This window comes from Pseudomonas sp. GD04019 (assembly GCF_029837695.1).
GTDB lineage: Bacteria > Pseudomonadota > Gammaproteobacteria > Pseudomonadales > Pseudomonadaceae > Aquipseudomonas.
Map to the genome: position 1 here is coordinate 435,082 of NZ_JAOEEA010000001.1, position 22,053 is coordinate 457,134.

The following is a 22,053-nucleotide window of genomic DNA, read 5'->3' on the forward strand; positions in this document are numbered from 1 at the left end:
GACCATCCCATGCATCGTCATCACGTGTCGCCGCTGGCTGCCGCCATCGCCGTCGCCCTGAGCTTCGCCAGCGCAGCCCAGGCCGAAACCACCGCTACCGAGCAACAGAAAGAAGCTGTGCAGCTGGAAGCGACCCAGATCGAAGGCCAGGGTCTGGCAGGTCAAGCCACCACCGAGGGCACCAAATCCTATACCACTGGCGCCATGGCCACTGGCACCAAGCTGCCGCTGTCCATCCGCGAGACCCCGCAGTCGGTCAGCGTGATCACTCGCCAGCGTATCGAAGACCAAGGCATGGAAGACCTCAATGATGTGGTCAAGTACACCCCCGGCCTTACCGTTAACCAATACGGCCCGGCACGCCAGAGCTACAAGGCTCGCGGCTTCGAAGTCGACAACATCATGTACGACGGCATGCCGACCAGCATCTCCACCTATACCCAGGACGTGATTTCCGCCGCCGACCTGGCCATATACGACCGCGTCGAGATCGTCCGCGGCGCCACCGGCCTGATGCAGGGCGCCGGCAACCCGTCCGCCGCCATCAACCTGGTACGCAAGCGCCCCACCGCCACTCCGCAGGCCAGCATCAGCGGCAGCGCCGGCTCCTGGGACACCTACCGTACCGAAGTGGATGTGTCCGGCCCGCTGAACAGTGAAGGCACCATCCGTGGTCGCGCCGTCACCGCCTACCAGACCAACGACAGCTTCCAGGATTACGTCAGCGGCGAGCGCGGCCTGCTCTACGCCATCGGCGAGATGGACCTGACCGACGCCACCACCCTGACGATCGGCGCCTCGTACCAGAACGACAACAGAAACGACAACTGGGTCGGCCTGCCAAGCAAGCCGGGCGGCGAAGACTTCGGCTTCGACCGTGACACCTACTACGGTGCTGACTGGTCCTACTGGGATACAAAGACCACCCAGCTGTTCAGCGACATCGAGCACCGTTTCGACAACGGCTGGAAGATGAAGCTGGCAATGAACAAGATGTGGGGTCGCATCCACATGCTGGGTATGTACAACAGCTGCTACTACACCGCCTGCGACACTATCGATCAGGGCGGCGGCCAGTACGTCTACACCGACGACCATAGCAGCTACGACGCCGTCGCATCCGGCCCCTTCCAGCTGCTCGGCCGTGAGCACGAGCTGGTCGTCGGTACCAGCTACCGCGAAGAAGCCTTCGACGGCCACGGCGGCTGGGGCGACATCATGTACTCCGATGGCAGCGGTCCGGCCGTTGGCTTCGACCCGGATGACTGGGATCCGAGTAACACCGACAAGCCGAGCTACAACATGCGCCTCTGGGGCATGAAGACCGACGAAACCCAGACCGGCACCTATGTGACCAGCCGCTTCAACGTGGCCGACCCGCTCAAGGTGATCGTTGGCGCCCGTCTCGACTGGCACGAGTTCGAGACCGAGACCGACAGCTACAAGGTCACTCGTAACCTCACCCGTTACGCCGGTGCGATCTACGACCTGAACGACACCTACTCGGTCTACGCCAGCTACACCGACATCTTCAAGCCGCAGCAGGCCATCGATGCTTCCGGCAGCGTTCTCAAGCCAATCGAAGGCGAGAACTACGAGATCGGTCTGAAAGGCGAGTACCTGGACGGTGCAGTGAACGCCACCGTGGCGCTGTTCCAGGTCGACCAACTGAACCGCGCCGTGGAAGACACCAGCGGCCCGACCCCCTGCCCGAGCAACCCGATCTCGCCTTACTGCCAGCGCGCATCCGGCAAGGTGCGTAGCCAGGGTCTCGATTTTGAAGTCAGCGGTGCTCTGACCGAGAACTGGAACGCCAGCGCGTCCTACACCTACGTCGAAGCCAAGTACAAGCAGGATGCCAACGAGGACAACGAAGGCGAGTACTTCGACCCGACCATCCCACGTCACCTGTACAAGCTGGCCACCGTCTACAACCTGCCGGGCCAGTTGAACCAGTGGCGCGTCGGTGGCGACGTCATCAGCCAGAGCTCGACCGAGAGCCCGGAAGGCTACCAGCAGGAGGACTACTCCCTGGTCGGCCTGATGGTTGGCTACAAGGTGAACGAGAACATCGACACCCGCATCAACATCAACAACCTGTTCGACAAGCACTATTACAGTGGTATCGACTTCGGCAACCTGAACTACGGCGCTCCGCGTAACGCCATGTTCAGCGTGAAGTGGACCCTGTAAGCGAAACAGCCCCCACTGAGCCGGTTCACCGGCTCGGACGGAGCCAATAAAAAAGGGAGCCTAGGCTCCCTTTTTTCATGCTTGAAGCTTCAGGCTTGCGATTGCAGATAGTTCTGCAGGCCCACACGACCGATCAGGCCGAGCTGCTGCTCGAGCCAGTAGGCGTGGTCTTCCTCGGTGTCGTTGAGCTGCAGCACCAGGATGTCGCGGCTCATGTAGTCGCCGTGCTTCTCGCACAGTTCGATGCCCTTGGCCAGGGCCTCGCGCACTTCGTACTCCAGGGCCAGATCGCTCTTCAGCATGTCCGGCACGGTGGCACCGGGGTGGATCGCCTTGGGCGTCATGTCCGGTGTGGCTTCGAGGAAGAGGATGCGCTGCAGCAGGGCGTCGGCGTGCTGGGTCTCCTCCTCCATCTCGTGGTTAATCCGCTCATAGAGCTTCTCGAAGCCCCAGTCCTGGTACATCCGCGAATGCAGGAAATACTGGTCGCGCGCAGCCAGCTCGCCACGCAGCAGATCCTTCAGATAATCGACGACTTCGGTCGCGCCTTGCATGACTCGTTTCCTTGCTAAAAAAGATCGCTTAGGTAGGCAGCTTCGACCCTGCGCGCACAATGGTCAAGCAACAAAATGTCGCTCTCGGCGGAGCGATTCGCATTAGCGCAAAGCCGCATGGCTATTGGGCTGCAGTGAATTCAAGCGCTAACGAAAATCACTGTGGATAAGGCCTTGCACGAGCTTCTCCGGTGTCAGGATTGCGCCCCCGGAGCGGGACACAATCCTGCCTGCAAAGCGTCAGACGAACATGCCGCCAGACACCTCCACGCGCTGCGCATTGATCCAGCCGGCCTCCTCCGACAGCAGCATGCCGATGGCATTGCCGATATCGTCCGGCAGGCCGACCCGGCCCAGCGCGGTCTGCCCGGCGATGACGGCGTTGAGCTCGCGGTTGTCACGCACCACGCCCCCGCCGAAGTCGGTCTCGATGGCACCGGGGGCAATGGTGTTGGCGCGAATGCCGCGACCGCCCAGTTCCTTGGCCAGGTAGCGGGTCAGCACTTCGATGCCACCCTTCATGGCCGCGTAGGCGGCGTAACCCGGCAGGGAGAAACGCGCCAGCCCGGTAGAGACGTTGAGGATGCGCCCACCGTCGGCCAGCAGCGGCAGCAACCGCTGGGTAAGGAAGAAGGTGCCCTTGAGGTGGATGTTCATCAACTGATCGAACTGCTCCTCGCTGGTCTCGGCGAAGGGCGCATGGATGCCGATGCCGGCGTTGTTCACCAGTGCATCGAAACTGTCGCGCTGCCAGGTCAGGCTGAGCGCCAGGCGTACCCGCTCGGCGAAGTCGGCAAAGCTGGCGCTGCGGCCCACGTCCAGCTGCAGGGCCACGGCCTGGCGCCCCAGGGCGCGAATCTCGGCCACCACGGCATCGGCTTCGCTCTGGTTGCTGTGGTAGGTAAGGATCAGGTCATGACCATGGCGCGCCAGGTGCAGGGCGGCGTTCTTGCCCAGGCCGCGGCTGGCGCCGGTGATGAGAGTGATCTTGCTCATGTTGTGTACCTCGTCGAAGTGAGTGACGGACGAGACACAGACTATTGATCGACGATAAACGGATAAATCAGCCACCTATGGTTAGACTGTCCACAAATCGATAACAGTGAACCGCCATGGATCGACTCAACGCCATGCTCGCCTTCGTGCGGGTCGCCGAACTGGCCAGCTTCACCCGCGCCGCCGAGAGCCTCGGCCAGCCCAAGGCCAGCATCTCGCTGCAGGTGCAGCAGCTGGAGAACCAGCTCGGCGCTCGCCTGCTGCACCGCACGACGAGGCGCGTGCAGCTGACCCAGGACGGCCAGGCCTGCTACGAACGCTGCAAGGACCTACTGGCCGACGCCGACGAGATCGCCTCGATGTTCCAGCTAGACGCCGGCCAGCTGCGCGGTCGCCTGCGGGTGGACATGGGCCAGGCCCTGGCTCGCGATCTGGTGCTGCCGCACCTGCCGGCCTTTCTCGCCGAGCACCCGCACCTGGAGCTGGAACTGAGCTGCACCGACCACAAGGTCGACCTGATCCGCGAAGGCTTCGACTGCGTGGTGCGCATCGGCAGCCTGGTGGACGCCGCGCTGATCGCCCGCCCGCTGGGCCTGATGGAGCAGATTAACTGCGCCAGCCCGGACTACCTTGAGCGCTTCGGCATGCCGCGCAGCCTCGCCGATCTGGCCGCGCATCGGCTGGTGCACTACGTACCGACGCTGGGCATGAAGCCGATCGGCTGGGAGTTCGTCGAAGAGGGCGCGCCGCGCTGCATGGAGATGCCCGGCGCGCTGACGGTGAACAGCACCGACGCCTACACCCAGGCCTGCCTGGCCGGGCTCGGCATCATCCAGGTGCCGCTGGCCGGCATTCGCGGGCACCTGGCCAGCGGCCGGCTGGTGGAGATACTTCCCGAGTATCGTGCCGCGCCCATGCCGGTGTCGCTGCTGTACCCGCACCGGCGCAACCTGTCGAAGCGCGTGCAGGTGTTCATGGACTGGCTCAGCCGGCTGGTGCGGGACTACCTCGACGGAACCAGCCTGCCGGCAGCAAATTGATCGCCAGGCCACCGAACACCAGGGCACAGGCCAGCCAGCCGAGCGGAGTGAGCGCCTCGCCCAGCAGCAGCCAGCCGGCCAGCAGTCCCGACACCGGTACCGCCAGGGCGAACGGCGTGACCTGGCTCGCCGGGTAGCGGCGCAGCAGGAAACTCCAGATGGCGAAGCCCACCGTGGTGGCCAGGAAGGCGATGTACAGCAGCGCGCCGACGCCGCGCCAGCTCAGTTCGCCCAGCGCCGCGCCCATCGCTTGCGGCCCCTCGAACAGGTAGGACAGCCCCAGCAGCGGCAGCACCGGCACCAGGCTGACCCAGCAGATCAGGCGCAGCATGTCGCTGGCGCCCGAGCGCTTGGTGGCGATATTGGAGAAGGCCCAGGCCAGTGCCGCCACGACCACCAGCACGAAGCCCAGCAGGCTGTCGCCCAGGGGCCGCTGCAGGCCGATCAGCACCAGACCGCCGACTGCCAGAACCAACCCGGCCAAGGCGCGAATGCTGGGCCGCTCACCTAGTACCAGCGCGGCGATCAGCACGGTGAAGAACACCTGGCTCTGCAGCACCAGCGACGACAGGCCCGCCGGCATGCCCAGATGCATGCCGACGAACAGCAGGCCGAACTTGATCACCCCGAGCAGCACGCCGATCTGCACGATGCGCCACCAGGGCGCCGGCAGCGGCCCGCGCAGGAACAGCAGCGGCAGCGCCGCCAGGGCGAAGCGCAGGGCGCAGAACAGCAGCGGCGGGAAGTCCTGCAGACCGATCTTGATGACGACGAAGTTGACACCCCAGATCAGGGTGACCAGCAGGGCCAGGAGGATGTGCGGCAGCGGCATGAGCGAGGCTCCGGAATGTCAGCCGCCACCCTACCAGCGCCGCACCGCACCCGCCCGATACAGTTCCCCGCTTTCGCGACCAGACAGGTCGCTGGTCACTGCATCCAGGGCGGTGGTGGCGGCTCGTCGCGCGGCGCGTCCTCGGCGTTGCGGGCGGCCTCGCGGCGCGCCTGCTCGGCCATGGCGGCCTTGATCTCGCGCATCACCGCATCCACGTCCGCTTCTTCCTCCGGCTCGACGAACTGGCCGGTTAACTGGCTCTCCGGGGTCAGCTTGCCGTCCTCGTAGAGCGCCCACATTTCCTTGGCGTAGCGGGTATCGAGCAGTTCCGGAGCGAACTGACCGAAGTACTCGGCCATGTTGCGCACGTCGCGCTCGAGCATGCTGAAAGCATGGTTGTTGGCCGCTGCATCCACCGCCTGAGGCAGGTCGATGATCACCGGACCGAGCGGATCGAGCAGCACGTTGAATTCCGAGAGGTCACCGTGGACCAGGCCGGCGCAGAGCATTTTGACGATCTCGCCGATCATGAAGGCGTGGAACTCGCGGGCGTCCTCGGGCAGCAGGTCGACGTCGTTCAGGCGCGGCGCGGCATCGCCGTAGCCGTCGTCGACCATCTCCATCAGCAGCACGCCGTCCTGGTAGTCGTAGGGCTTGGGCACCCGCACGCCGGCATTGGCCAGGCGGAACAGCGCGGACACCTCGGCGTTCTGCCAGGCCTCTTCCTGCTCCTTGCGCCCGTACTTGCTGCCCTTGGCCATGGCCCGGGCATCGCGGCTGTTGCGCGTCTTGCGTCCCTCCTGGTACTCGGCGGCCTGGCGGAAACCGCGCTTGTTGGCCTCCTTGTAGACCTTGGCGCAGCGCAGCTCGCCAGCACAACGCACGACATAGACCGAGGCTTCCTTACCGCTCATCAGCGGGCGCACCACCTCGTCGATCAGACCATCTTCGAGCAAGGGCTCCAGGCGTTTCGGGGTTTTCATCGAACTGATCGGGCCTCCACGGGAAACAATCCCGCCCTTATACGGCAATCCGCCGTCGCCGCCCAGTTAGTGGCCGACCGACAGGGTCCGGCGCAGCGCCTCGATGGCGTAGCGCACCTTGGCCGGCTGGGCATCGCGGCGCGGGGTGACGATATGGATGCCGACCGGCGCCGGCTGCCATTCCGGCAGCAGCACCAGCAGCGCGCCGCTGGCCAGCTCGGCGCGAATCTCCGGCTCCGGCTGCAGCGACACGCCCATGCCCGCCAGACAGAAATGCCGCACCGACAGGATGTTGTTGCAGGCCACCCGGCTCTCGATGCGCAGGCGCTGCTGGGCGCCGCCGGGGCCGTGCAGGGTGAGCTGCTGGGCGCGCTCGTGGTTCAGGCTCAGCCAGTCCAGGCCGACCAGCTGCTCCGGCCCGAGCACCGCCCCGCAGCGCGCCAGATAGGCCGGCGCCACGCACAGCAACATGCGCCAGTCGCCGAGATGGCGCGCGACAAGGCTGGAGTCCTCCTGGGCGCCGACACGGATGGCCAGGTCGATACGCTGCTCGATCAGATCGATCTGCTCGTCCTGGAAGAACAGCCGCAGGCTCAGGCCCGGATGGGCGCCGAGCAACGGCGCCAGGGCGTCGGTGATCAGCCGTCCGGAAAAACCCACCGGCGCGGCGATGCGCAGCTCGCCCACCGGTGCATCGCGCAGTTCGGCCAGGCGCTGTTCGGCCTGCTCGGCCAGCGCCACGATCTGCCGACAGCTCTGGTACAGCTGGGCGCCGGCCTCGGTCAGGGTCAGCTTGCGGGTGGTGCGGTGCAGCAGGCTGACCTGGGTGCTCTGCTCCAACTTGCCGATCTGCTGGCTGACCGCCGACGCGCTCATGCCCAGCGCCTCGGCGGCGGCCACCATGGAGCCCTTCTCCACCACGGTGGCGAACAGGGCCATGCGCTTTAGCTGCTCCATTATTAAGCCCTGCTTAATTATCCAAGGTATTTAAGCCGCTTTTTCTCGGATTTATCCAGCTGCGATTATTCAACCATCGCAACCCACCGAGGACCACCCCATGAAAATCGCCCTGATCGGCGCCACCGGCTATGTCGGCGCCGCCCTGCTGGAAGAATCCCTGAACCGCGGCCACCAGGTCACTGCCCTGGTGCGTAATCCGCAGAAACTGCCGCAGCACGCCAACCTCGACGCCCAGCCGGCCGACGTGCATGACGTGGCCGCCCTGGCCGACCAGCTGCGCGGCCACGATGTAGTGCTCAGCGCCTTCAACCCCGGCTGGGGCCTGGCCGATATCCGCGAGCAGTTCATTGCCGGTAGCCGCGCCATCAGCGCCGCCACCAAGCAGGCCGGCGTCAAGCGCCTGCTGGTGGTTGGCGGCGCCGGCAGCCTGTACGTGGCACCGGGGCAGCAGCTGATCGACACGCCGAACTTCCCCGCCGAGTACAAGGAAGGCGCCGAAGGCGCGCGCCAGGCCCTGAACCTGCTGCGCGACGAGCAGGAACTGCAGTGGACCTTCCTCTCCCCCGCCGCCCTGCTGCAGCCGGGCCCGCGCACCGGCCAGTTCCGTATCGGCGGCGAACAGCTGCTGATGGATGGCGACGCCCCGGCGCCTATCTCGGTGGCCGACCTGGCCGTGGCCCTGCTCGATGAAGCCGAGCAGCCGCAGCACATTCGTCAGCGCTTCACCGTCGCCTACTGATCGGCCATCCCGCCCGCGCCTGCGAGCGCGGGCAACCTCACCCAGGAGATCGCATGAGCAACTTCACCGCCTCGGCCCACGTCGTCACCGACACCCCGGCGCGCTACATCAGCCGCCTGTGCAAGCACTTCGCGCACAAGCTGCCGGTCAGCTTCGACGAGCAGCAGGGACGCATCGAGTTCGCCTTCGGCCTGAGCCTGCTGCAGGCCGATGCCCAGGGCCTGACCCTGCGCGTGGAAAGCGCCAGCAGCACCGATCTGGAAAAACTGCAGGGTGTGGTAGCCAGCCACTTCGAGCGCTTCGCCTGGCAGGAGGCGCTGAGTCTGGATTGGCAGGCCGGAGCCTGATCGCATGCGGGTAATGGGCTAGACGCGGGTTTCACCCGCCCTACGGAGTCGGTTCGTAGAGCGGGTGAAACCCGCGCGAATGCGGCATAGATGGCACCTGCCCTACACAGGCAGGACGGCTTAACTCGGCGGCAGGGTCAGCTCGATGCTTTCCCCCAGCGACTCGTCCAGGCGCTGCAGTTCGCCATGGATGGCCGCCGCATCGTCGGCCAGGCGCTGGGCGATGGCGGCGAACTCCTGCTCGGCCTCGATAAAGGCCAGCACCACCGACGGATCGAAACGCGTGCCGCTGGCCGCGCCGATGCGCTGCTGCGCCTCGGCATGGCTCATCGACTGGCGATAGGGATGGTGGCTGGTCAGCTCCTCGTAGTCGCCGACCAGCGCCATCAGCCGCGCCGCCAGGGGAATCTGCTCGCCGCGCAGGCCCTGCGGATAGCCGCTGCCATCCCAGTGCTCGTGCTGGCTGTAGACGATGTCGCGGGCATCACGCAGGAAGTCCGGCACGCTGCCCAGCTTGGCCTCGGCCGCCAGCAACGCATCGCGCCCGGCCACCGCATGCCGGTGCAGCAGCTGCAGATCATCACCCTGCAGCGGCACCGGGCTGAGCAGGATGCGATCCGGCAGCACCAGCTTGCCGATGCCATGCAGCAGCGCCGACTTGCCCAGCTGGGCGATGCGCTCGGCGCTCAGCTCATCGGCCAGCGCCGGCTGCTGGTAGGCCAGCGCCTTGGCCAGGGCGACCATGTAAGGCTCGACCCGCGACAGGTGCTTGCCGTTGGGGTTGTGGCGCATCGCCGCCAGGCTGGCCATGGCCTCGATGGTCACTTCCTGCAGGCGCTGCATGTCACGGGTGCGCCGGCGCACTTCCAGCTCCAGGTACTCGCTCTTGTCGCGCAGGAAGTCCGCGCTGGCCTTGAGCTGCAGCTGGGCGTGCACGCGGGCGAGGACGATCGGCGGGCTGATCGGCTTGGTGATGTAGTCCACCGCGCCCAGGTCGAAGCCCTGCTGCTCGTCGGCCACCTCGGTCTTGGCGGTGAGGAACACCACCGGGATGTCCGCCGTGGCCGGGTTCATCTTGAGCAGGCGGCAGACTTCATAGCCGTCCATCTCCGGCATCATGATGTCCAGCAGGATCAGGTCCGGCTGCTGGCTGCCTGCGGCGATGCGCAGGGCCTTGTGGCCGTTGTTGGCGACCTTGATGCGGTAGCTGTCGGCCAGCAGTTCACTCATCAGCTCCAGATTTTCCGGCGTGTCGTCCACCAGCAGCACCAGCGGCCGGTCGGGCCGGTCGAGCATGTCCACCATCATCCTTCCCCCTTGAGAGCGATCCCGTGTTGCTGCGCCACCTGACGCAACAGCACCAAGGCCCGCTCGAAATCGAAGCCATGTACCGCCGCGGCCAGCGCTGCGTATTCATCATTAAAGGCGCTGCGCAGCAGTTCGGCCTGTTCGTCGAAGAGTTTTCCGGCGCGCGGATCGTCGTCCTCGAACAGTCGCTGCAGCTGATGGCACAGCGGCGCCAGTTGCTGCGGATCGGCGCTGCTCAGCAGCGCCGGCTGCAACGCCGCGATGGCCGCCACCAGCGCCGCCAGGCTGCGCTCCAGTTCGCCGAGCTGGGCGTCCAGCTCGTCGTGACGGGCATCCTTGATCGCACTCTCGATGGCCGCCGCCTGGGTCGCCAGATCCAGCGCGCCAAGGTTGCCGGCCAGGCCCTTGAGGCTATGGGCCTCGCGTTCGGCACGCTCCTGCTCGCCGGCGGTCAGGGCCTGGCGCAGCCGTGTGGCGCAATCGGCCTGGCTGGCGGCGAACTTGTCCAGCAGACGACGGTACAGCTCCGGCTTGCCCAGCACCCGGCGCAGGCCGCTGGCCAGGTCGACGCCCGGCAGCTGCCAGTCCGGCAGTCCGGCCTGGGCCACGGCCGCCACCGGCTTTTCGCTGGCGCGCAACCAGCGCCCCAGGGTGGCCCACAGCTCGGCGGGCTCGATCGGTTTGCCCAGATGGTCGTTCATCCCCGCCGCCAGACAGCGCTCGCGGTCAGCCGGCATGGCGTTGGCGGTCATCGCCACGATCGGCAGCCCGGCGAAGCGCGGCTCGCGGCGCAGCGCCTGGGTGGTGGCGACGCCGTCCAGCACCGGCATTTGCATGTCCATCAGCACCAGGCCGTAGTAACCGTCCGGACTGGCACGCAATAGCTCGATGGCAATCTGCCCGTGCTCGGCCTGCTCGATCTGCAGGCCGCTCTCCTGCAGCAGGCCGCAGGCCACCTCGCGATTCAGCTCGTTGTCTTCCACCAGCAGCACGCGCTGGCCGCTGAAGTCCGGCACCACCTCGCCCACCGGCAGACGCGCGAAGCCCTGGGCCATGCCCGCGCCGCCCAGGCTGCGGATCACCGCATCGAACAGCAGCGAAGGGTTGAGCGGCTTGAGCAACACGTCCTCGATGCCGGCGCGCTCGGCGCCGAGCAGCACCTCCTCGCGGCCGAAGGCGGTGGCCATCAGCAGGTGCGGTCGCGGTTGCAGGCCCAGCTCGCCGACCTTGCGCGCCAGTTCCAGGCCGTCCATGCCGGGCATCTGCCAGTCCAGCACCAGCAGCTCGTAGGGGTCGCGGCGCAAAACGGCATCCTGTACCCGCTGCAGGGCCAGCCTACCGGACTCCACCGCATCGACGCGAAAGCTCATGCTCTCAAGCATGCCGCCGAGTACCTGGCGCGCACTGTCGTTGTCGTCCACCACCAGCACCCGGCGCCCGCGCAGGTCGGCCTGGGCCAGCAGCCGCGGGCCCTGTTCGCCGGCGATACCTAGGGGCACCCGGCACCAGAACAGGCTGCCGCGGCCGGCCTCGCTCTCCACTCCCACATGCCCGCCCATGGCCTCGGCCAGGCTCTTGCAGATGGCCAGGCCGAGGCCGGTGCCGCCGTACTTGCGGGTGGTGGAGGTGTCGGCCTGCTGGAACGACTCGAACAGACGACCGCGCTGCTCGGTAGTCAGGCCGATGCCGGTGTCGCGCACGCCCAGGTACAGCAGCAGCTGATCGGCGCTGCGCTGCTCGGCGCGCAGGATCACCTCCACCTCGCCCTGCTCGGTGAACTTCACCGCGTTGTTGGCGTAGTTGATCAGGATCTGCCCCAGGCGCAGCGGATCGCCGATCAAGTGCTGCGGCAGCGCGGGGTCGAGGTTGAACACCAGCTCCAGGCCCTTGCCGCCGACCTTGTCGCCGATCAGCCCGGCGAGGTTCTCCAGCACCTGCTGCAGGTCGAACTCGATGCGCTCGATGGTCAGCTTGCCGGCCTCGATCTTGGAGAAGTCGAGGATGTCGTTGATGATCCCCAGCAGGTGCTGGCCGGCCTGCTGGATCTTGCTCAGGTAGTCGCGCTGGCGCGGGTTGAGGTCGGTCTTCATGGCCAGGTGCGACATGCCGATGATGGCGTTCATCGGCGTGCGGATCTCGTGGCTCATGTTGGCCAGGAAGTCCGACTTCAACCGCGCCGCCTCCTCGGCCAGTTCCTTGGCCTTGGCCAGTTCGGCCTCGGTCTGCTTGCGCACGGTGATGTCGCGGCTGACGCCGACCAGGCCGAGCAACCGGCCCTGGTCGTCGTGGAAGGTGGTGCGCAGGGTGTCGAACACCACCTGGCGGCCATCGGGATAGGTGACCTGGCCCTCGCTCTCGAACGGGTGCGGCCAGTTCATCGCCGTGCGGTCGTGCTCGGCGCGGACCGCCGCCCAGGCCGGCGCCAGCAGCTCGGTGTCGCGGCGGCCGACCACCTCGTCGTGGCTCTTGCCGAATAGCTCGGCACAGGCCTGGTTGATGCCCATGTAGCGGCCCTTGGCATCCTTGAACCAGATCGGATCGGGAATCGCGTTGATCAGTGCCAGCAGCGTGCTGCGTTGGCGCTGGGCCTCGGCCTCGGCGCGCTGGCGCTCGGCGATCTGCACGGCCAGGCGGCGGTTCCACACCAGCACGAAGGCGATCAGTGCGACCAGGCCGAGCAGATAGGGCCAGCCCACCTGCAACAGGCGCCGCCAGTTGAAGGCCGTCAGCGGTGGCAGCCAGCGATCCTTGATCGCCTCCTGCTCCTCGCCGCTCAGGCTGGCCAGGGCCTTGTCCAACAGGGCGATCAGCGGCGTATGGTCGATCCGGCTGGCAAAGCGGAACTCGCTGGTGGAAAGGCCCGTCTCGCCGCGCAGCTCCAGGTTGGTCAGGTTCAGCTCGCGGATCAGGTAACTGGCCACGATCATGTCGCCGACATAGGCATCGGCGCGCCCCGACGACACCGAGCGCAGCGCCGCCTCGGTGTCCGCCACTTCCAGCAGCTGCGCCTGCGGCACCTTGTCGTGCAGCGCCTGTTGCAACACGTAGCCACGCTCGATGGCCACCACCTTGCCGGCCAGGTCGCCGGGGCGCTGCACCGCCACGTCGGCGCGGGTGAAGATCAGGCTGCTGCTGACCAGGTAGGGGCGAGTGAACGCCATGTAGGCCTGGCGTTCGGCGGTCATGGCCACCGAGGGCAGCAGGTCGACCTTGCCCTCGCGCAGAGCGCTCAGGGCCGCGTCCCAGTCCTCCAGCAGCACCGGCTCCAGGCGCAGGCCGAGGCGCTGGGCGAGCAACGCCAGGTAATCGCCGCTGAGCCCGCGATGGCGGCCCTGTTCGTCGAGCACGTCGAACGGCGGCCAGCCGCTGCGCTCGATGCCCACCCGCAGTACCGGGTGCTCGGCCAGCCAGGTGCGCTCGGCCTCGTCCAGCTGCAGCGCAGCGGGTGCGGCCAGCGGCAACAGGCAGAGCAGGAGCAGGCAGCAGAGACGCGGCATGGGGTACTTCCTTACCAGGCGGATGCGCTCTCAGCATAGGCTTTGAAAGTCAGATGCGGATTGGCAGGCCGCCGCCCCGGGCCGACAATCGAGCCATGCCAATCAACGGGACCTTCGCCATGCTCGACCAAGACCACTGCTGGCAGGCCGTGTGCGACCGCGATGCCGGCCAGGACGGGCGCTTCTTCTTCGCCGTGAAGAGCACCGGCATCTACTGCCGACCCAGCTGCCCGGCGCGCCGGCCACGGCGCGACAACGTCAGCTTCCACACGAATGCGGCCAGCGCCGAGGCCGCCGGCTTCCGCCCGTGCAGGCGCTGCTCGCCCACCGGCAAGAGCAGCGCCGAGCAGCTGGACGAGCTGGTGATCGCCGCCTGCCGCCTGCTGGAGAACAGCGACACGCCGCCGACCCTGGACTGGCTGGCGACACGCATCGGCCTGTCCGCCTCGCACCTGACGCGCGCCTTCAAGGCCCGCACCGGGCTGACCCCGCGGGCCTGGTTCGATGCCCATCGCCGTCAGCGCCTGGAGGCCACGCTGCCGCAGTCCGGCTCGGTGCTGCAGGCGGCGCTGGACGCCGGCTATTCCGGCACCCGCGCCCTGTACGAACAGCCCGCCGGACTGAGCCCGGCGCAGCGTCGACAGAAGGGCGCCGGCGAGGTGCTGCGCTACGCCATCACCCTCTGCCCGCTCGGCCTGCTGCTGCTCGCAGCCAGCGACAAGGGCGCCTGCGCCCTGCTATTCGGCGATGACGAGTTGGAATTGGAAGCCGAGCTGCAACAGCGCTTCGCCGCCGCCGAACTGCGCCGCGACCAGCGCGGCCTGCGCGACTGGCTGCGCGAGGTGGTGTCCCAGGTCGAGGAGCCGAGCCGCGCCGCCAGCCTGCCGCTGGACATGCGCGGCACCGCCTTCCAGCAGCAGGTATGGCAGGCCCTGCGCAACATTCCGCCGGGGCAGACACGACGCTACGGCGAGCTGGCCGAGCAGCTTGGCAGCCATGCCCGCGCGGTGGCCCGTGCCTGCGCCAGCAACCCGCTGGGCCTGCTGGTGCCCTGCCACCGGGTGATCGGCGCCAGCGGCGCGCTCACCGGCTACCGCTGGGGCGTGCCGCGCAAGCAGGCGCTGCTGGACCAGGAAGGCGCCACGCTGGGTGACTGATGCCCTCCTTCCCTCGCTGACTCCCCTCTCCCCCTGGGAAAGGGGCCGGGGATAAGGGACTGCCAGGCTACTGCGTGTAGCCCGTGGCACCCTCACCCCAACCCTCTCCCGAAGCGAGAGGGAGTCAGCTCCCAGACTTGCGACAATCCTCTGCCGGGCCGAAGCTATGCGGCCTGAAGGAGAGCCCATGGATATCGCCGAACTCACCCGCCGCCTGCACGCCATTCGTGACCACAACGACTGGCGCCGTTTCCACAGCCCGAAGAACCTGGCCATGGCCGCCAGCGTGGAGATGGCCGAGCTGGTGGAAATCTTCCAGTGGCTCTCCGAAGACCAGGCCCGCCAGCTCTCCGCCGAGCAGCTGGAACATGCCGGCCAGGAGGTCGGCGACATCGTGCTCTACCTCCTGCTGCTGTGCGCCGAGCTGGGCATCGACATGGAGCAGGCGGTACGCGCCAAGCTGGCCGACAGCGAGAGGCGCTTCACATGAGCGACAGGCACTTCGACGAACTGGCCACCCGCTTCGCCGAGAAGATCTACGGCGGCGCCAAGGGCGCCATTCGCCTGGCGGTGCTGCAGGCCGACCTCAAGGAAGCGCTGCCGGAGCGCCCGCTGCGGGTGCTCGACGTCGGCGCCGGCCTCGGCCATATGAGCCTGTGGTTGGCCCAGCGCGGCCACAGCGTGACCCTGGCCGAGCCGGCCGAACCGATGCTGGAAGGCGCCCGCCAGCGCTTCGCCGAAGCCGGTGTGGAGGCGCAGTTCATCCAGGCGCCCTGGCAGGAGCTGCTCGGCCAGCTCACCGAACCCTACGACCTGGTGCTGTGCCACGCGGTGCTGGAATGGCTGGCCGAGCCCCATGCCATCCTGCCGGTGCTGCACCAGCTGGTCGCGCCCGGCGGCTGGCTGTCCCTGGCCTTCTACAACAAGGACGCGCTGGTCTACCGCAACCTGCTCAAGGGCCACTTCCGCAAGCTGCGCAAGGAACGCTTCGCCGGTGAAGGCCAGAGCCTGACGCCGCAGAAGCCGCTCGACCCGCGCGAACTGGCGGCGCAACTCGACGGCCACTGGCAGGTCGAAAGCCAGAGCGGCGTGCGCGTTTTCCATGACTACATGCCGAGCGAATTCCAGGCCAAGGCCGAGCTGTCCGATCTGCTGGAGATGGAGCTGGCGCACCGCCGTCACCCGAGCTTCGCCGGCCTCGGCCGCTACCTGCATTGGGTCTGCCGGCCGCTGTAGCTGACTCAAGCCTGCGCACGACTTCCGGAGCCAATATGAAAGTCCTGCTCATCTCACCACTGCTTCTGCTGCTCGCCGCCTGCCAAAGCGACAATCCCTACGTCGCCGGCGGCAACCCGCTACCAGCGGCGCCCGCCAACGCGGCCAATCATTTCGACCGCAGCGCCTACCCGGTGGCGCCGCGCGACTACGGCCGCTATCGCGACTGGAGCTGGCGCCAGCAGCCGGCCGGCAGCGCCTGGGCCGATGGCGCGCTGGTGGCCGAGGCAGTTGGCGGCGGCCTGGACCAGCGCGGCCTGCGCCCGGTGCGTGCCGGCAAGGCCGCCGACCTGCAGGTGAGCGCCTACCTGAGCCTGGAGCGCCGCCAGTACCAGGTGCGCGACGACTACGGCAGCTACTACGGCCACGGCCCCTATGGCGACCACTACGGCATGTACGGCAGCGTGCCACTGGTGCGTACCTACGAAGTGGAAGTGGCGGTGGTGCAGATAGAACTGTTCGACGGCGCCAGCGGCGAGCCGGTGTGGAACGGCAGCGCCGAGGCACGCAGCGAGGGCAGCCAAAGCGAACGCGCCGACGCCCTGCGCCGCGCCGTGACAGATGCCCTCGGCGCCTACCCGCCGGAGTGATGCCGGGCTTGCCGAACGGCGCCACTTGGAGTTCGATAGAGGCTCTACCTCGGAGGTTTCGATCATGTCCCCGCGTCTGTTGCTGATCCCGGTTCTGCTGCTCCTGGCGGCCTGCCAGAGCGCTCGCGTCGAACGCGATTTCGATGCCAGCCGCGACTTCGCCGCCTACCGCAGCTGGAGCTGGCAGGAGCCGGCCCTGCAGTACCGTCCGGACGATCCGCGGATCAAGAGCGACCTCACCGAACAGCGCATCCGCAGCGCCGTCGGCGAGCAGCTCGACCAGCGCGGCCTGCGCCCGGCCCAGGCCGGCAGCGCCGGTGATCTCAAGGTGCAGGCCTGGCTGATCGTCGACGAGCGCCAGGACCAGGTCAGCACCAACTACGGCGGCTACTGGGGCGGTTATTGGGGAGGCTACTGGGGCGGCCCGACCTATACCGAGACCCGCACCGTGGACTACAAGGTGGCCACCATCCAGGTCGACCTGTTCGACGGCAAGGACGGCAAGCTGGTCTGGCGCGGCAGCGCCGAGCAGATCATGCGCCAGTCGCCGCCCAGCCCCGAGGAGCGCGAGGCGGCGATCCGCGCCACGGTGACCCAGGTACTGGCGCAGTATCCACCGCAATGAGCGAGCAGCAGCTCGGCCATCGTCCAGCCAGCGACGACGACCTCGACCAGGTGGTGTGCTTCGTGCGCAACGCCGACGAGCTCTTCTATGCCTTCCCCCGCGCCCACTGGCCACTGACCCGCGCGCAACTGGCGGCGGCCTGCGCGGAACGCCAGGGCAGCACCCTGGCGCTGCTCGACGGACAGCCTGCCGGCTTCGCCAACTTCTACCAGAGCGTGGCGGGCGAGTATTGCGCCCTGGGCAACCTGATGATCGCGCCCTGGGCCCGCAGCCAGGGCGTGGCCAGTTACCTGGTCGGCGTGATGGAGCAGCTCGCCCTGCGCGACTTCGACGCCCGCGAGCTCAAGGTCTCCTGCTTCAACGACAATGCCGCCGGCCTGCTGCTCTATGCGCGCCTGGGCTATCGCCTTGCCGGCCTGGAGGAGCGCCAGCGCGGCGAGCAGCGGGTGGCACTGCTGCAGTTCGTGAAGAGCCTGCGAAGCTGACCGCCAGGACAGCAAAGCGCATACTACCCGCCCCTTTTCCCGGAGACCGCCATGCCCAACTGGTGGCTGCTCGCCCTGCCCCTGCTCGCCGGCGCCGTGATGCCGCTGCAGGCCGGCATCAATGGCCAACTGGCCAAGCACCTGTCCAGCGTGATGGCCGCCGCCCTGGTGTCGTTCCTGGTCGGCACCCTGGCGCTGCTGATCATCGTGCTGTCTCAGCGCGAAGTAGCCGGCCTATCCGCCTTCAAGGGCCTGACCTGGTGGCACTGGAGCGGCGGCCTGCTCGGCGCCTTCTTCATCGCCACCGCGGCCTTCGCCGGGCCGCGCATCGGTGCCCTGCTGTTCATGGTGCTGGTACTGGCCGGCCAGCTGGGCATGGCCTTGGTGCTCGACCACAACGGCTGGGTGGGCTTTCGCGAAGCACCGATCACGGCGGGCAAGGCCGCCGGTCTGGCACTGATCGTCGGAGGGATCTGGCTCATTCGTCGCGGTTGACGACGGAATGCTGGCACATTGCTTTCCTTGCCCCTGCGGCAACGCTATGCTGCTGATATGCCGAATTTGTGATCACAGCAGCACATGGCCCCCGACGCGCAGTTCCCCCGCAGCAGCTCCTTTATCCTCCTCCGCGAAAGTCAGGACACCCGCGTCCGCACGCGCCTGGGCGGCATCTACTACCTGTTCGCCTGGGTGCTGACCTGGAGCTTCAGCGCCGCGCCCAACGCCATGCTGGTGCTGGGCCTGGGCGGCACTGCGTTCTTCGCCCTGATGATGGTCCTGCGCTGGCTGCATCGCCTGCCCGTCCACCAGAACGACGAATACCTGCGCCAGTGGATCGACCGCCACTGGGCGCTGATCCTGCTCACCAGCCTGGCCTGGGGCCTGGCCCATGCCTGGGCACTGCTGCGCCCCGATTTCGAGCCGTCACGGCTGATCGCCACCCTCAGCACCGTGGCCTTCGGCACCGCCATGGCCTTCAACTTCCCCATGCGCAAGCAGCGCTGCGTGGTCGCCATCCTGCTGCTGTACGCCCCGGGTATGGCCGTGCTGGCCTGGCAATGGCCGAACCAGGAAGCCCTGGCGGTGACCCTGGCCTTCTATCTCAGCTACCTGCTGCTGGCGCTCAACCGCAGCCATCGCGAGTACCACGCCACCCTGACCATGGAGCAGCAGTTGGTCGACCAGCGCGAGCGCTACGAGCAGCTCAGCCGCACCGACAGCCTGACCCAGCTGGGCAATCGCCTGCAGTTCAACGCCCTGTTCCCGGCCATGGTTGCCAACGCCCGCCGCCAGGGCACGCCACTGTCGCTGGTGCTGCTGGACATCGACTTCTTCAAGCGCATCAACGACGAGCATGGCCACAGCAGTGGCGACGCCTGCCTCAGCGACTTCGCCGAGCGCATGCGCCAGGTGTTCCGCCGCGACAGCGACGCCCTGCTGCGCCTGGGCGGCGAGGAATTCGGCGTGCTGATGCCGGGCACCCCGCTGGACGAGGCCTGCCAGTTGGCCGAGCGCTTCCGCATGGAACTGGCCACCCGTGGCTTCGAGCTGCACGGCCAGCGCCTGCCGCTGACCACCAGCCTCGGTGCGGGCTGCCTGGACACCGAGCTGGACGAGAGCGCCGAGGCCTTCTTCAAGCGCGTCGACGACGCCCTCTACCGGGCCAAGGCCGAGGGCCGTGACCGTTTGGCCCTGGCCCTCTCCTGAGCCTATTCGCCGACCTGGAATTCCACCCGCGCCGTCGCCCCGCTCTGATCGAGCAGGCTGAGCTGATACAACCCAGCCGCCGCCAGCTTCTGCTCGACACTCTCCCCGGGCTGGCTCTCGCCCACCGGCGCGCCGTTGAGGAACCACCAGCGCGTACCGCTGCCACCCAGGGCCGAGAGCTTGAGCTGCAACGGCCCGTCGCTGCTGGCCGGGCGGCGCAAACGATCACCCTCGCGCACCCCGACGATGGACAGCGGCGCCGCCGGTGGCGGCAATGCCGGCGGACACTCGGCCGAGGCCGCCGGCAACCGCGCCGCGCGCCGCTCGCGGCGTGGCAGCCAAGGCTCCAGCGGCGCCGGCCACAAGGCGATCTGGGTTTCCCGCGCGCCCGCGCAGTTGGCCGCCACCTGACGGCCATTCGCGTCCAGCCAGACCCGTTGACTCAGGCCCAGCCCCAGTGGCTGGTCGGATGCCTGCAGGGTCGGCGGCGTGGTGCCGTCCAGGGTCCAGGCGAAGCGCTGACGCCGGCAGTTGGGGTCGCTGCGCGCCAGCTCCTGGCCCAGCGGCCAGCAGATCGCCGCCACGCCGAGGCTCGCCGGCACCTCCTGTACCGGCGGCGCCAGGCCGCGCTGGCGGTCACGGTTGACCAGCAGATCGTGCACCTGCAGCAGCAGCGGCGCGGCCGAGGCCAGGCCGAACTGGCCAGGCACCGGAGTGCCGTCCGGCCGGCCGATCCACACCCCGATCAAGTGGCGCGGGCCGACGCCGACGGCCCAGGCATCGCGGAAGCCGTAGCTGGTGCCGGTCTTCCAGGCCAGCAGCGGGCGCTGCACCAGCTCGGCACGCGGGTCGCGGTCCGGACGCGCCTGGCCGGCGAGGATGCGCCGCACTATCCAGGCCGCGCCGGGCGACAGCAGGCGCCGCTCATGCAGTACGTCCTGCGGTTGCAGCCGTGGCCGCGCGGCCAGACCATTGCGGGCGAAGGCGCTGTAGCCGGCCACCAGTTCCTCCAGGCGGCTGCCGGCGCCGCCGAGGATCAGCGCCAGGTTCGGCTCGGCGCCGGCCGGCAGTGCCAGCGGTACCCCGGCGCCACGCAGCTCGCCGGCGAAACGCTTCGGCCCATAGGCCTCCAGCAACTGCACGGCAGGCAGGTTGAGCGAGGTTGCCAGGGCCTCGCTGGCCGACACCGGGCCGATAAAGCCGGCGGCGAAGTTGCCTGGGCGGTAGTCGCCATAGCGTCGTGGCACATCCTGCAGCAGCGACTCGGAGTGGATCAGCCCGGCGTCCATGGCCAGGCCGTAGAGAAACGGCTTGAGGGTGGAGCCGGGCGAGCGCTGGGCGCGGATCATGTCGACATGGCCGAAGCGGCGCTCGTCGCCGACATCCAGCGAGCCCAGGTAGGCGCGTACCGCCATGCTCTCGCTGTCCACCACCAGGATGGCCGCCGAGGTGCGTTCCGGCAGGCGCGCGCGCCAGCCCAGCAGCAGGTCCTCCAGGCGCCGCTGCAGATTGGCGTCGAGCGTGGTGCGGATCAACGGCGGGCTGCCCGCCACATTCAGCCGCCGCGCCAGCAGCGGCGCCAGGTCGGGCTCGCGGCGCGGCGCCAGCAGCACCGGCTCCTGCAGCGCCTCGTCCACTGCCGCCTGCGGCCATTGCTGGAACTGCGCCAGGCGCCGCAGCACCTTGTCGCGTGCGGCCTGGGCGCGTTCGGGGTGGCGGTCCGGGCGAAGCCGGCTGGGCGCCTGGGGCAGCACCGCGAGCAGCGCTGCCTCGGCGCGGGTCAACTGGCTCGGCGACTTGCCCAGGTAGGCCCAGCTGGCCGCCGCCACGCCCTGCAGGGTGCCGCCGAACGGCGCGCGGTTCAGGTACAGGGCGAGGATCTCGTCCTTGGACAGGTGCCACTCCAGCTGCAGGGTGCGCCACAGCTGCTTGAACTTGCCGACCAGGGTCCGCTCGTGCGGATCGAGCAGGCGCGCTACCTGCATCGACAGGGTGCTGCCGCCGGACAGCACCCGCCCGCCGGTGAGGTTCTGCCAGGCGGCGCGGCCCAGGGCCAGCGGATTGACCCCGGGGTGCGCGTAGAACCAACGGTCCTCGTAGGTCAGCAGCGCCTGCAGGTAATAGGGCGAGACCTCGCCCGGCGCCACCGGGTAGCGCCACACGCCATCGGCATCGGCGAAGCGCCACAGCGGCGTGCCATCCTCGGCCAGCACCACGCGGGCCAAGCCGTCCTCCGGCAGCGGCAGGGGGAACAGCCGGTCGGCCGTCCACAACCCCAGCAGCAGGACGAGTGGCAGCCCCAGCCAGGGCCGGCGCAGGAGCCGCCAGAAGCGCTGAAGAAACGGCATGTTCATCGGCTCGGGTACTTCGCCATGGACGGGCTCGGACGCAACGGGGGGAACTCGGCTCGGGCCCGTGCAGCCCAAGCTTGAGGATCACCCACAGAGTGTAAGGAAGGATCGATGGGAACCGAGAGCTTCTTCGAGCGACTGGGCGAGGTACTGGGCAACTTCATTCGTGTCCTGGTCGAGGCCCTGACCGGCTTCTTCCGCATGATCGGTCAGGCCGGGGCCAACTTCATCGACGGGCTGTCCCGCTCACTAGGCATGGACCCGAACTGGATCAGCATCCTGGTGCTAATCCTGGGCCTGCTGTTGCTGTTCAGCGCGATACGCGCCTTCCTGCGCGGCTCGATAGTCTGGGGCCTGATCGTCCTGTTGCTGGCACTCTGGGTGCTTAGTCTGCTGATTGGTTGATAGCTGCTG

The 22,053-nt window shown here is 67.9% G+C and carries 21 protein-coding genes; 13 read left to right on the forward strand and 8 right to left on the reverse strand.

The features are described from left to right. Positions 1-9: 9 nt before the first annotated feature. On the forward strand, positions 10-2,193 hold the full coding sequence (locus tag N7607_RS02040; protein WP_279867043.1) for a TonB-dependent siderophore receptor: 2,184 nt from the start codon (positions 10-12) through the stop codon (positions 2,191-2,193). A gap of 89 nt (positions 2,194-2,282) precedes the next feature. Here N7607_RS02040 and bfr read toward each other — a convergent pair whose 3' ends face one another. After that, positions 2,283-2,747, reverse strand: a complete 465-nt coding sequence (gene bfr, locus N7607_RS02045) for a bacterioferritin (protein ID WP_192396636.1) — start codon at positions 2,745-2,747, stop codon at positions 2,283-2,285. Between the two features lie 240 nt (positions 2,748-2,987). After that, the gene (locus N7607_RS02050) at positions 2,988-3,743 is read right to left on the reverse strand and encodes an SDR family oxidoreductase (protein ID WP_192396635.1); all 756 of its coding nucleotides are present in this window, start codon (positions 3,741-3,743) and stop codon (positions 2,988-2,990) included. A 116-nt stretch (positions 3,744-3,859) separates the two neighbouring features. Between N7607_RS02050 and N7607_RS02055 the strand changes: the two genes are divergently transcribed. Next, positions 3,860-4,783 carry a LysR family transcriptional regulator gene (locus tag N7607_RS02055; protein WP_279867042.1) on the forward strand — a complete coding sequence of 308 codons (924 nt, stop codon included), beginning with the start codon at positions 3,860-3,862 and terminating at the stop codon, positions 4,781-4,783. Here N7607_RS02055 and N7607_RS02060 read toward each other — a convergent pair. The 3 genes from N7607_RS02060 to N7607_RS02070 form a co-directional block, all read right to left on the reverse strand. Then, a complete protein-coding gene (locus N7607_RS02060) occupies positions 4,728-5,615 on the reverse strand; it encodes an EamA family transporter (RefSeq protein ID WP_279867041.1) in 888 nt (295 codons plus the stop codon). The two genes, N7607_RS02055 and N7607_RS02060, sit on opposite strands and share 56 nt — an antisense overlap. A 95-nt stretch (positions 5,616-5,710) precedes the next feature. After that, entirely contained in the window at positions 5,711-6,598 is an 888-nt protein-coding gene (locus N7607_RS02065; protein WP_192396632.1) for a PA4780 family RIO1-like protein kinase, read from the reverse strand. Positions 6,599-6,664: 66 nt separating this feature from the next. Beyond that, a complete protein-coding gene (locus tag N7607_RS02070) occupies positions 6,665-7,555 on the reverse strand; it encodes a LysR family transcriptional regulator (RefSeq protein ID WP_279867040.1) in 891 nt (296 codons plus the stop codon). Between the two features lie 100 nt (positions 7,556-7,655). Here N7607_RS02070 and N7607_RS02075 point away from each other — a divergent pair, with 100 nt between their 5' ends. After that, positions 7,656-8,297 (forward strand): NAD(P)-dependent oxidoreductase, encoded by a 642-nt coding sequence (locus N7607_RS02075; protein ID WP_279867038.1) that lies wholly within the window; start codon positions 7,656-7,658, stop codon positions 8,295-8,297. A gap of 53 nt (positions 8,298-8,350) precedes the next feature. After that, on the forward strand, positions 8,351-8,644 hold the full coding sequence (locus N7607_RS02080; RefSeq protein WP_279867037.1) for a DUF2218 domain-containing protein: 294 nt from the start codon (positions 8,351-8,353) through the stop codon (positions 8,642-8,644). Between the two features lie 120 nt (positions 8,645-8,764). Here N7607_RS02080 and N7607_RS02085 read toward each other — a convergent pair whose 3' ends face one another. Beyond that, positions 8,765-9,949: an HD domain-containing phosphohydrolase gene (locus N7607_RS02085; protein WP_279867036.1), complete on the reverse strand. Its 1,185-nt coding sequence runs from the start codon at positions 9,947-9,949 to the stop codon at positions 8,765-8,767. Continuing rightward, complete coding sequence (locus tag N7607_RS02090) at positions 9,949-13,449, reverse strand: response regulator (RefSeq protein WP_279867034.1); 3,501 nt, start codon at positions 13,447-13,449, stop codon at positions 9,949-9,951. Before N7607_RS02090 ends, N7607_RS02085 begins: the two co-directional genes overlap by 1 nt. A gap of 119 nt (positions 13,450-13,568) precedes the next feature. Here N7607_RS02090 and ada point away from each other — a divergent pair, with 119 nt between their 5' ends. From ada to N7607_RS02130, 8 genes are all read left to right on the forward strand, one after another. Continuing rightward, on the forward strand, positions 13,569-14,606 hold the full coding sequence (gene ada, locus N7607_RS02095) for a bifunctional DNA-binding transcriptional regulator/O6-methylguanine-DNA methyltransferase Ada (protein WP_279867032.1): 1,038 nt from the start codon (positions 13,569-13,571) through the stop codon (positions 14,604-14,606). A gap of 187 nt (positions 14,607-14,793) precedes the next feature. Continuing rightward, positions 14,794-15,096 (forward strand): nucleotide pyrophosphohydrolase, encoded by a 303-nt coding sequence (locus tag N7607_RS02100; RefSeq protein ID WP_279867030.1) that lies wholly within the window; start codon positions 14,794-14,796, stop codon positions 15,094-15,096. Then, positions 15,093-15,842, forward strand: coding sequence for a methyltransferase domain-containing protein (locus tag N7607_RS02105; RefSeq protein ID WP_279867029.1), 750 nt, complete (start codon positions 15,093-15,095; stop codon positions 15,840-15,842). Before N7607_RS02100 ends, N7607_RS02105 begins: the two co-directional genes overlap by 4 nt. Positions 15,843-15,877: 35 nt before the next feature. After that, positions 15,878-16,471: a DUF4136 domain-containing protein gene (locus tag N7607_RS02110; protein ID WP_279867027.1), complete on the forward strand. Its 594-nt coding sequence runs from the start codon at positions 15,878-15,880 to the stop codon at positions 16,469-16,471. A 64-nt stretch (positions 16,472-16,535) separates the two neighbouring features. Continuing rightward, positions 16,536-17,096, forward strand: coding sequence for a DUF4136 domain-containing protein (locus N7607_RS02115; RefSeq protein WP_279867025.1), 561 nt, complete (start codon positions 16,536-16,538; stop codon positions 17,094-17,096). Next, positions 17,093-17,581, forward strand: coding sequence for a GNAT family N-acetyltransferase (locus N7607_RS02120; RefSeq protein WP_279867024.1), 489 nt, complete (start codon positions 17,093-17,095; stop codon positions 17,579-17,581). Before N7607_RS02115 ends, N7607_RS02120 begins: the two co-directional genes overlap by 4 nt. Positions 17,582-17,632: 51 nt before the next feature. Further along, positions 17,633-18,076: a DMT family transporter gene (locus N7607_RS02125; protein ID WP_137974143.1), complete on the forward strand. Its 444-nt coding sequence runs from the start codon at positions 17,633-17,635 to the stop codon at positions 18,074-18,076. A gap of 84 nt (positions 18,077-18,160) precedes the next feature. After that, positions 18,161-19,288 (forward strand): GGDEF domain-containing protein, encoded by a 1,128-nt coding sequence (locus N7607_RS02130; RefSeq protein WP_279867023.1) that lies wholly within the window; start codon positions 18,161-18,163, stop codon positions 19,286-19,288. Between the two features lie 2 nt (positions 19,289-19,290). Here the strand turns inward: N7607_RS02130 and pbpC are convergent, their stop codons facing one another. Then, positions 19,291-21,636, reverse strand: coding sequence for a peptidoglycan glycosyltransferase PbpC (gene pbpC, locus N7607_RS02135; RefSeq protein WP_279867021.1), 2,346 nt, complete (start codon positions 21,634-21,636; stop codon positions 19,291-19,293). A 114-nt stretch (positions 21,637-21,750) separates the two neighbouring features. On the opposite strand from pbpC, the gene N7607_RS02140 reads away from it, so the two are divergent. After that, a complete protein-coding gene (locus N7607_RS02140) occupies positions 21,751-22,044 on the forward strand; it encodes a hypothetical protein (RefSeq protein ID WP_279867019.1) in 294 nt (97 codons plus the stop codon). The last annotated feature ends 9 nt before the right edge of the window (positions 22,045-22,053 follow it).

Excerpts from the sequence above, each read along its gene's own strand:
- N7607_RS02065 (WP_192396632.1), bottom strand. The coding sequence starts at position 6,598 with ATGAAAACCCCGAAACGCCTGGAGCCCTTGCTCGAAGATGGTCTGATC.
- ada (WP_279867032.1), top strand. The coding sequence starts at position 13,569 with ATGCTCGACCAAGACCACTGCTGGCAGGCCGTGTGCGACCGCGATGCC.
- N7607_RS02105 (WP_279867029.1), top strand. The coding sequence starts at position 15,093 with ATGAGCGACAGGCACTTCGACGAACTGGCCACCCGCTTCGCCGAGAAG.
- N7607_RS02110 (WP_279867027.1), top strand. The coding sequence starts at position 15,878 with ATGAAAGTCCTGCTCATCTCACCACTGCTTCTGCTGCTCGCCGCCTGC.
- N7607_RS02130 (WP_279867023.1), top strand. The coding sequence starts at position 18,161 with ATGGCCCCCGACGCGCAGTTCCCCCGCAGCAGCTCCTTTATCCTCCTC.
- pbpC (WP_279867021.1), bottom strand. The coding sequence starts at position 21,636 with ATGCCGTTTCTTCAGCGCTTCTGGCGGCTCCTGCGCCGGCCCTGGCTG.
- N7607_RS02140 (WP_279867019.1), top strand. The coding sequence starts at position 21,751 with ATGGGAACCGAGAGCTTCTTCGAGCGACTGGGCGAGGTACTGGGCAAC.
- N7607_RS02040 (WP_279867043.1), top strand. The coding sequence starts at position 10 with ATGCATCGTCATCACGTGTCGCCGCTGGCTGCCGCCATCGCCGTCGCC.
- N7607_RS02070 (WP_279867040.1), bottom strand. The coding sequence starts at position 7,555 with ATGGAGCAGCTAAAGCGCATGGCCCTGTTCGCCACCGTGGTGGAGAAG.
- N7607_RS02060 (WP_279867041.1), bottom strand. The coding sequence starts at position 5,615 with ATGCCGCTGCCGCACATCCTCCTGGCCCTGCTGGTCACCCTGATCTGG.
- N7607_RS02080 (WP_279867037.1), top strand. The coding sequence starts at position 8,351 with ATGAGCAACTTCACCGCCTCGGCCCACGTCGTCACCGACACCCCGGCG.
- N7607_RS02120 (WP_279867024.1), top strand. The coding sequence starts at position 17,093 with ATGAGCGAGCAGCAGCTCGGCCATCGTCCAGCCAGCGACGACGACCTC.
- N7607_RS02125 (WP_137974143.1), top strand. The coding sequence starts at position 17,633 with ATGCCCAACTGGTGGCTGCTCGCCCTGCCCCTGCTCGCCGGCGCCGTG.
- N7607_RS02115 (WP_279867025.1), top strand. The coding sequence starts at position 16,536 with ATGTCCCCGCGTCTGTTGCTGATCCCGGTTCTGCTGCTCCTGGCGGCC.
- N7607_RS02085 (WP_279867036.1), bottom strand. The coding sequence starts at position 9,949 with ATGGTGGACATGCTCGACCGGCCCGACCGGCCGCTGGTGCTGCTGGTG.
- N7607_RS02050 (WP_192396635.1), bottom strand. The coding sequence starts at position 3,743 with ATGAGCAAGATCACTCTCATCACCGGCGCCAGCCGCGGCCTGGGCAAG.
- N7607_RS02075 (WP_279867038.1), top strand. The coding sequence starts at position 7,656 with ATGAAAATCGCCCTGATCGGCGCCACCGGCTATGTCGGCGCCGCCCTG.
- N7607_RS02090 (WP_279867034.1), bottom strand. The coding sequence starts at position 13,449 with ATGCCGCGTCTCTGCTGCCTGCTCCTGCTCTGCCTGTTGCCGCTGGCC.
- N7607_RS02055 (WP_279867042.1), top strand. The coding sequence starts at position 3,860 with ATGGATCGACTCAACGCCATGCTCGCCTTCGTGCGGGTCGCCGAACTG.
- bfr (WP_192396636.1), bottom strand. The coding sequence starts at position 2,747 with ATGCAAGGCGCGACCGAAGTCGTCGATTATCTGAAGGATCTGCTGCGT.
- N7607_RS02100 (WP_279867030.1), top strand. The coding sequence starts at position 14,794 with ATGGATATCGCCGAACTCACCCGCCGCCTGCACGCCATTCGTGACCAC.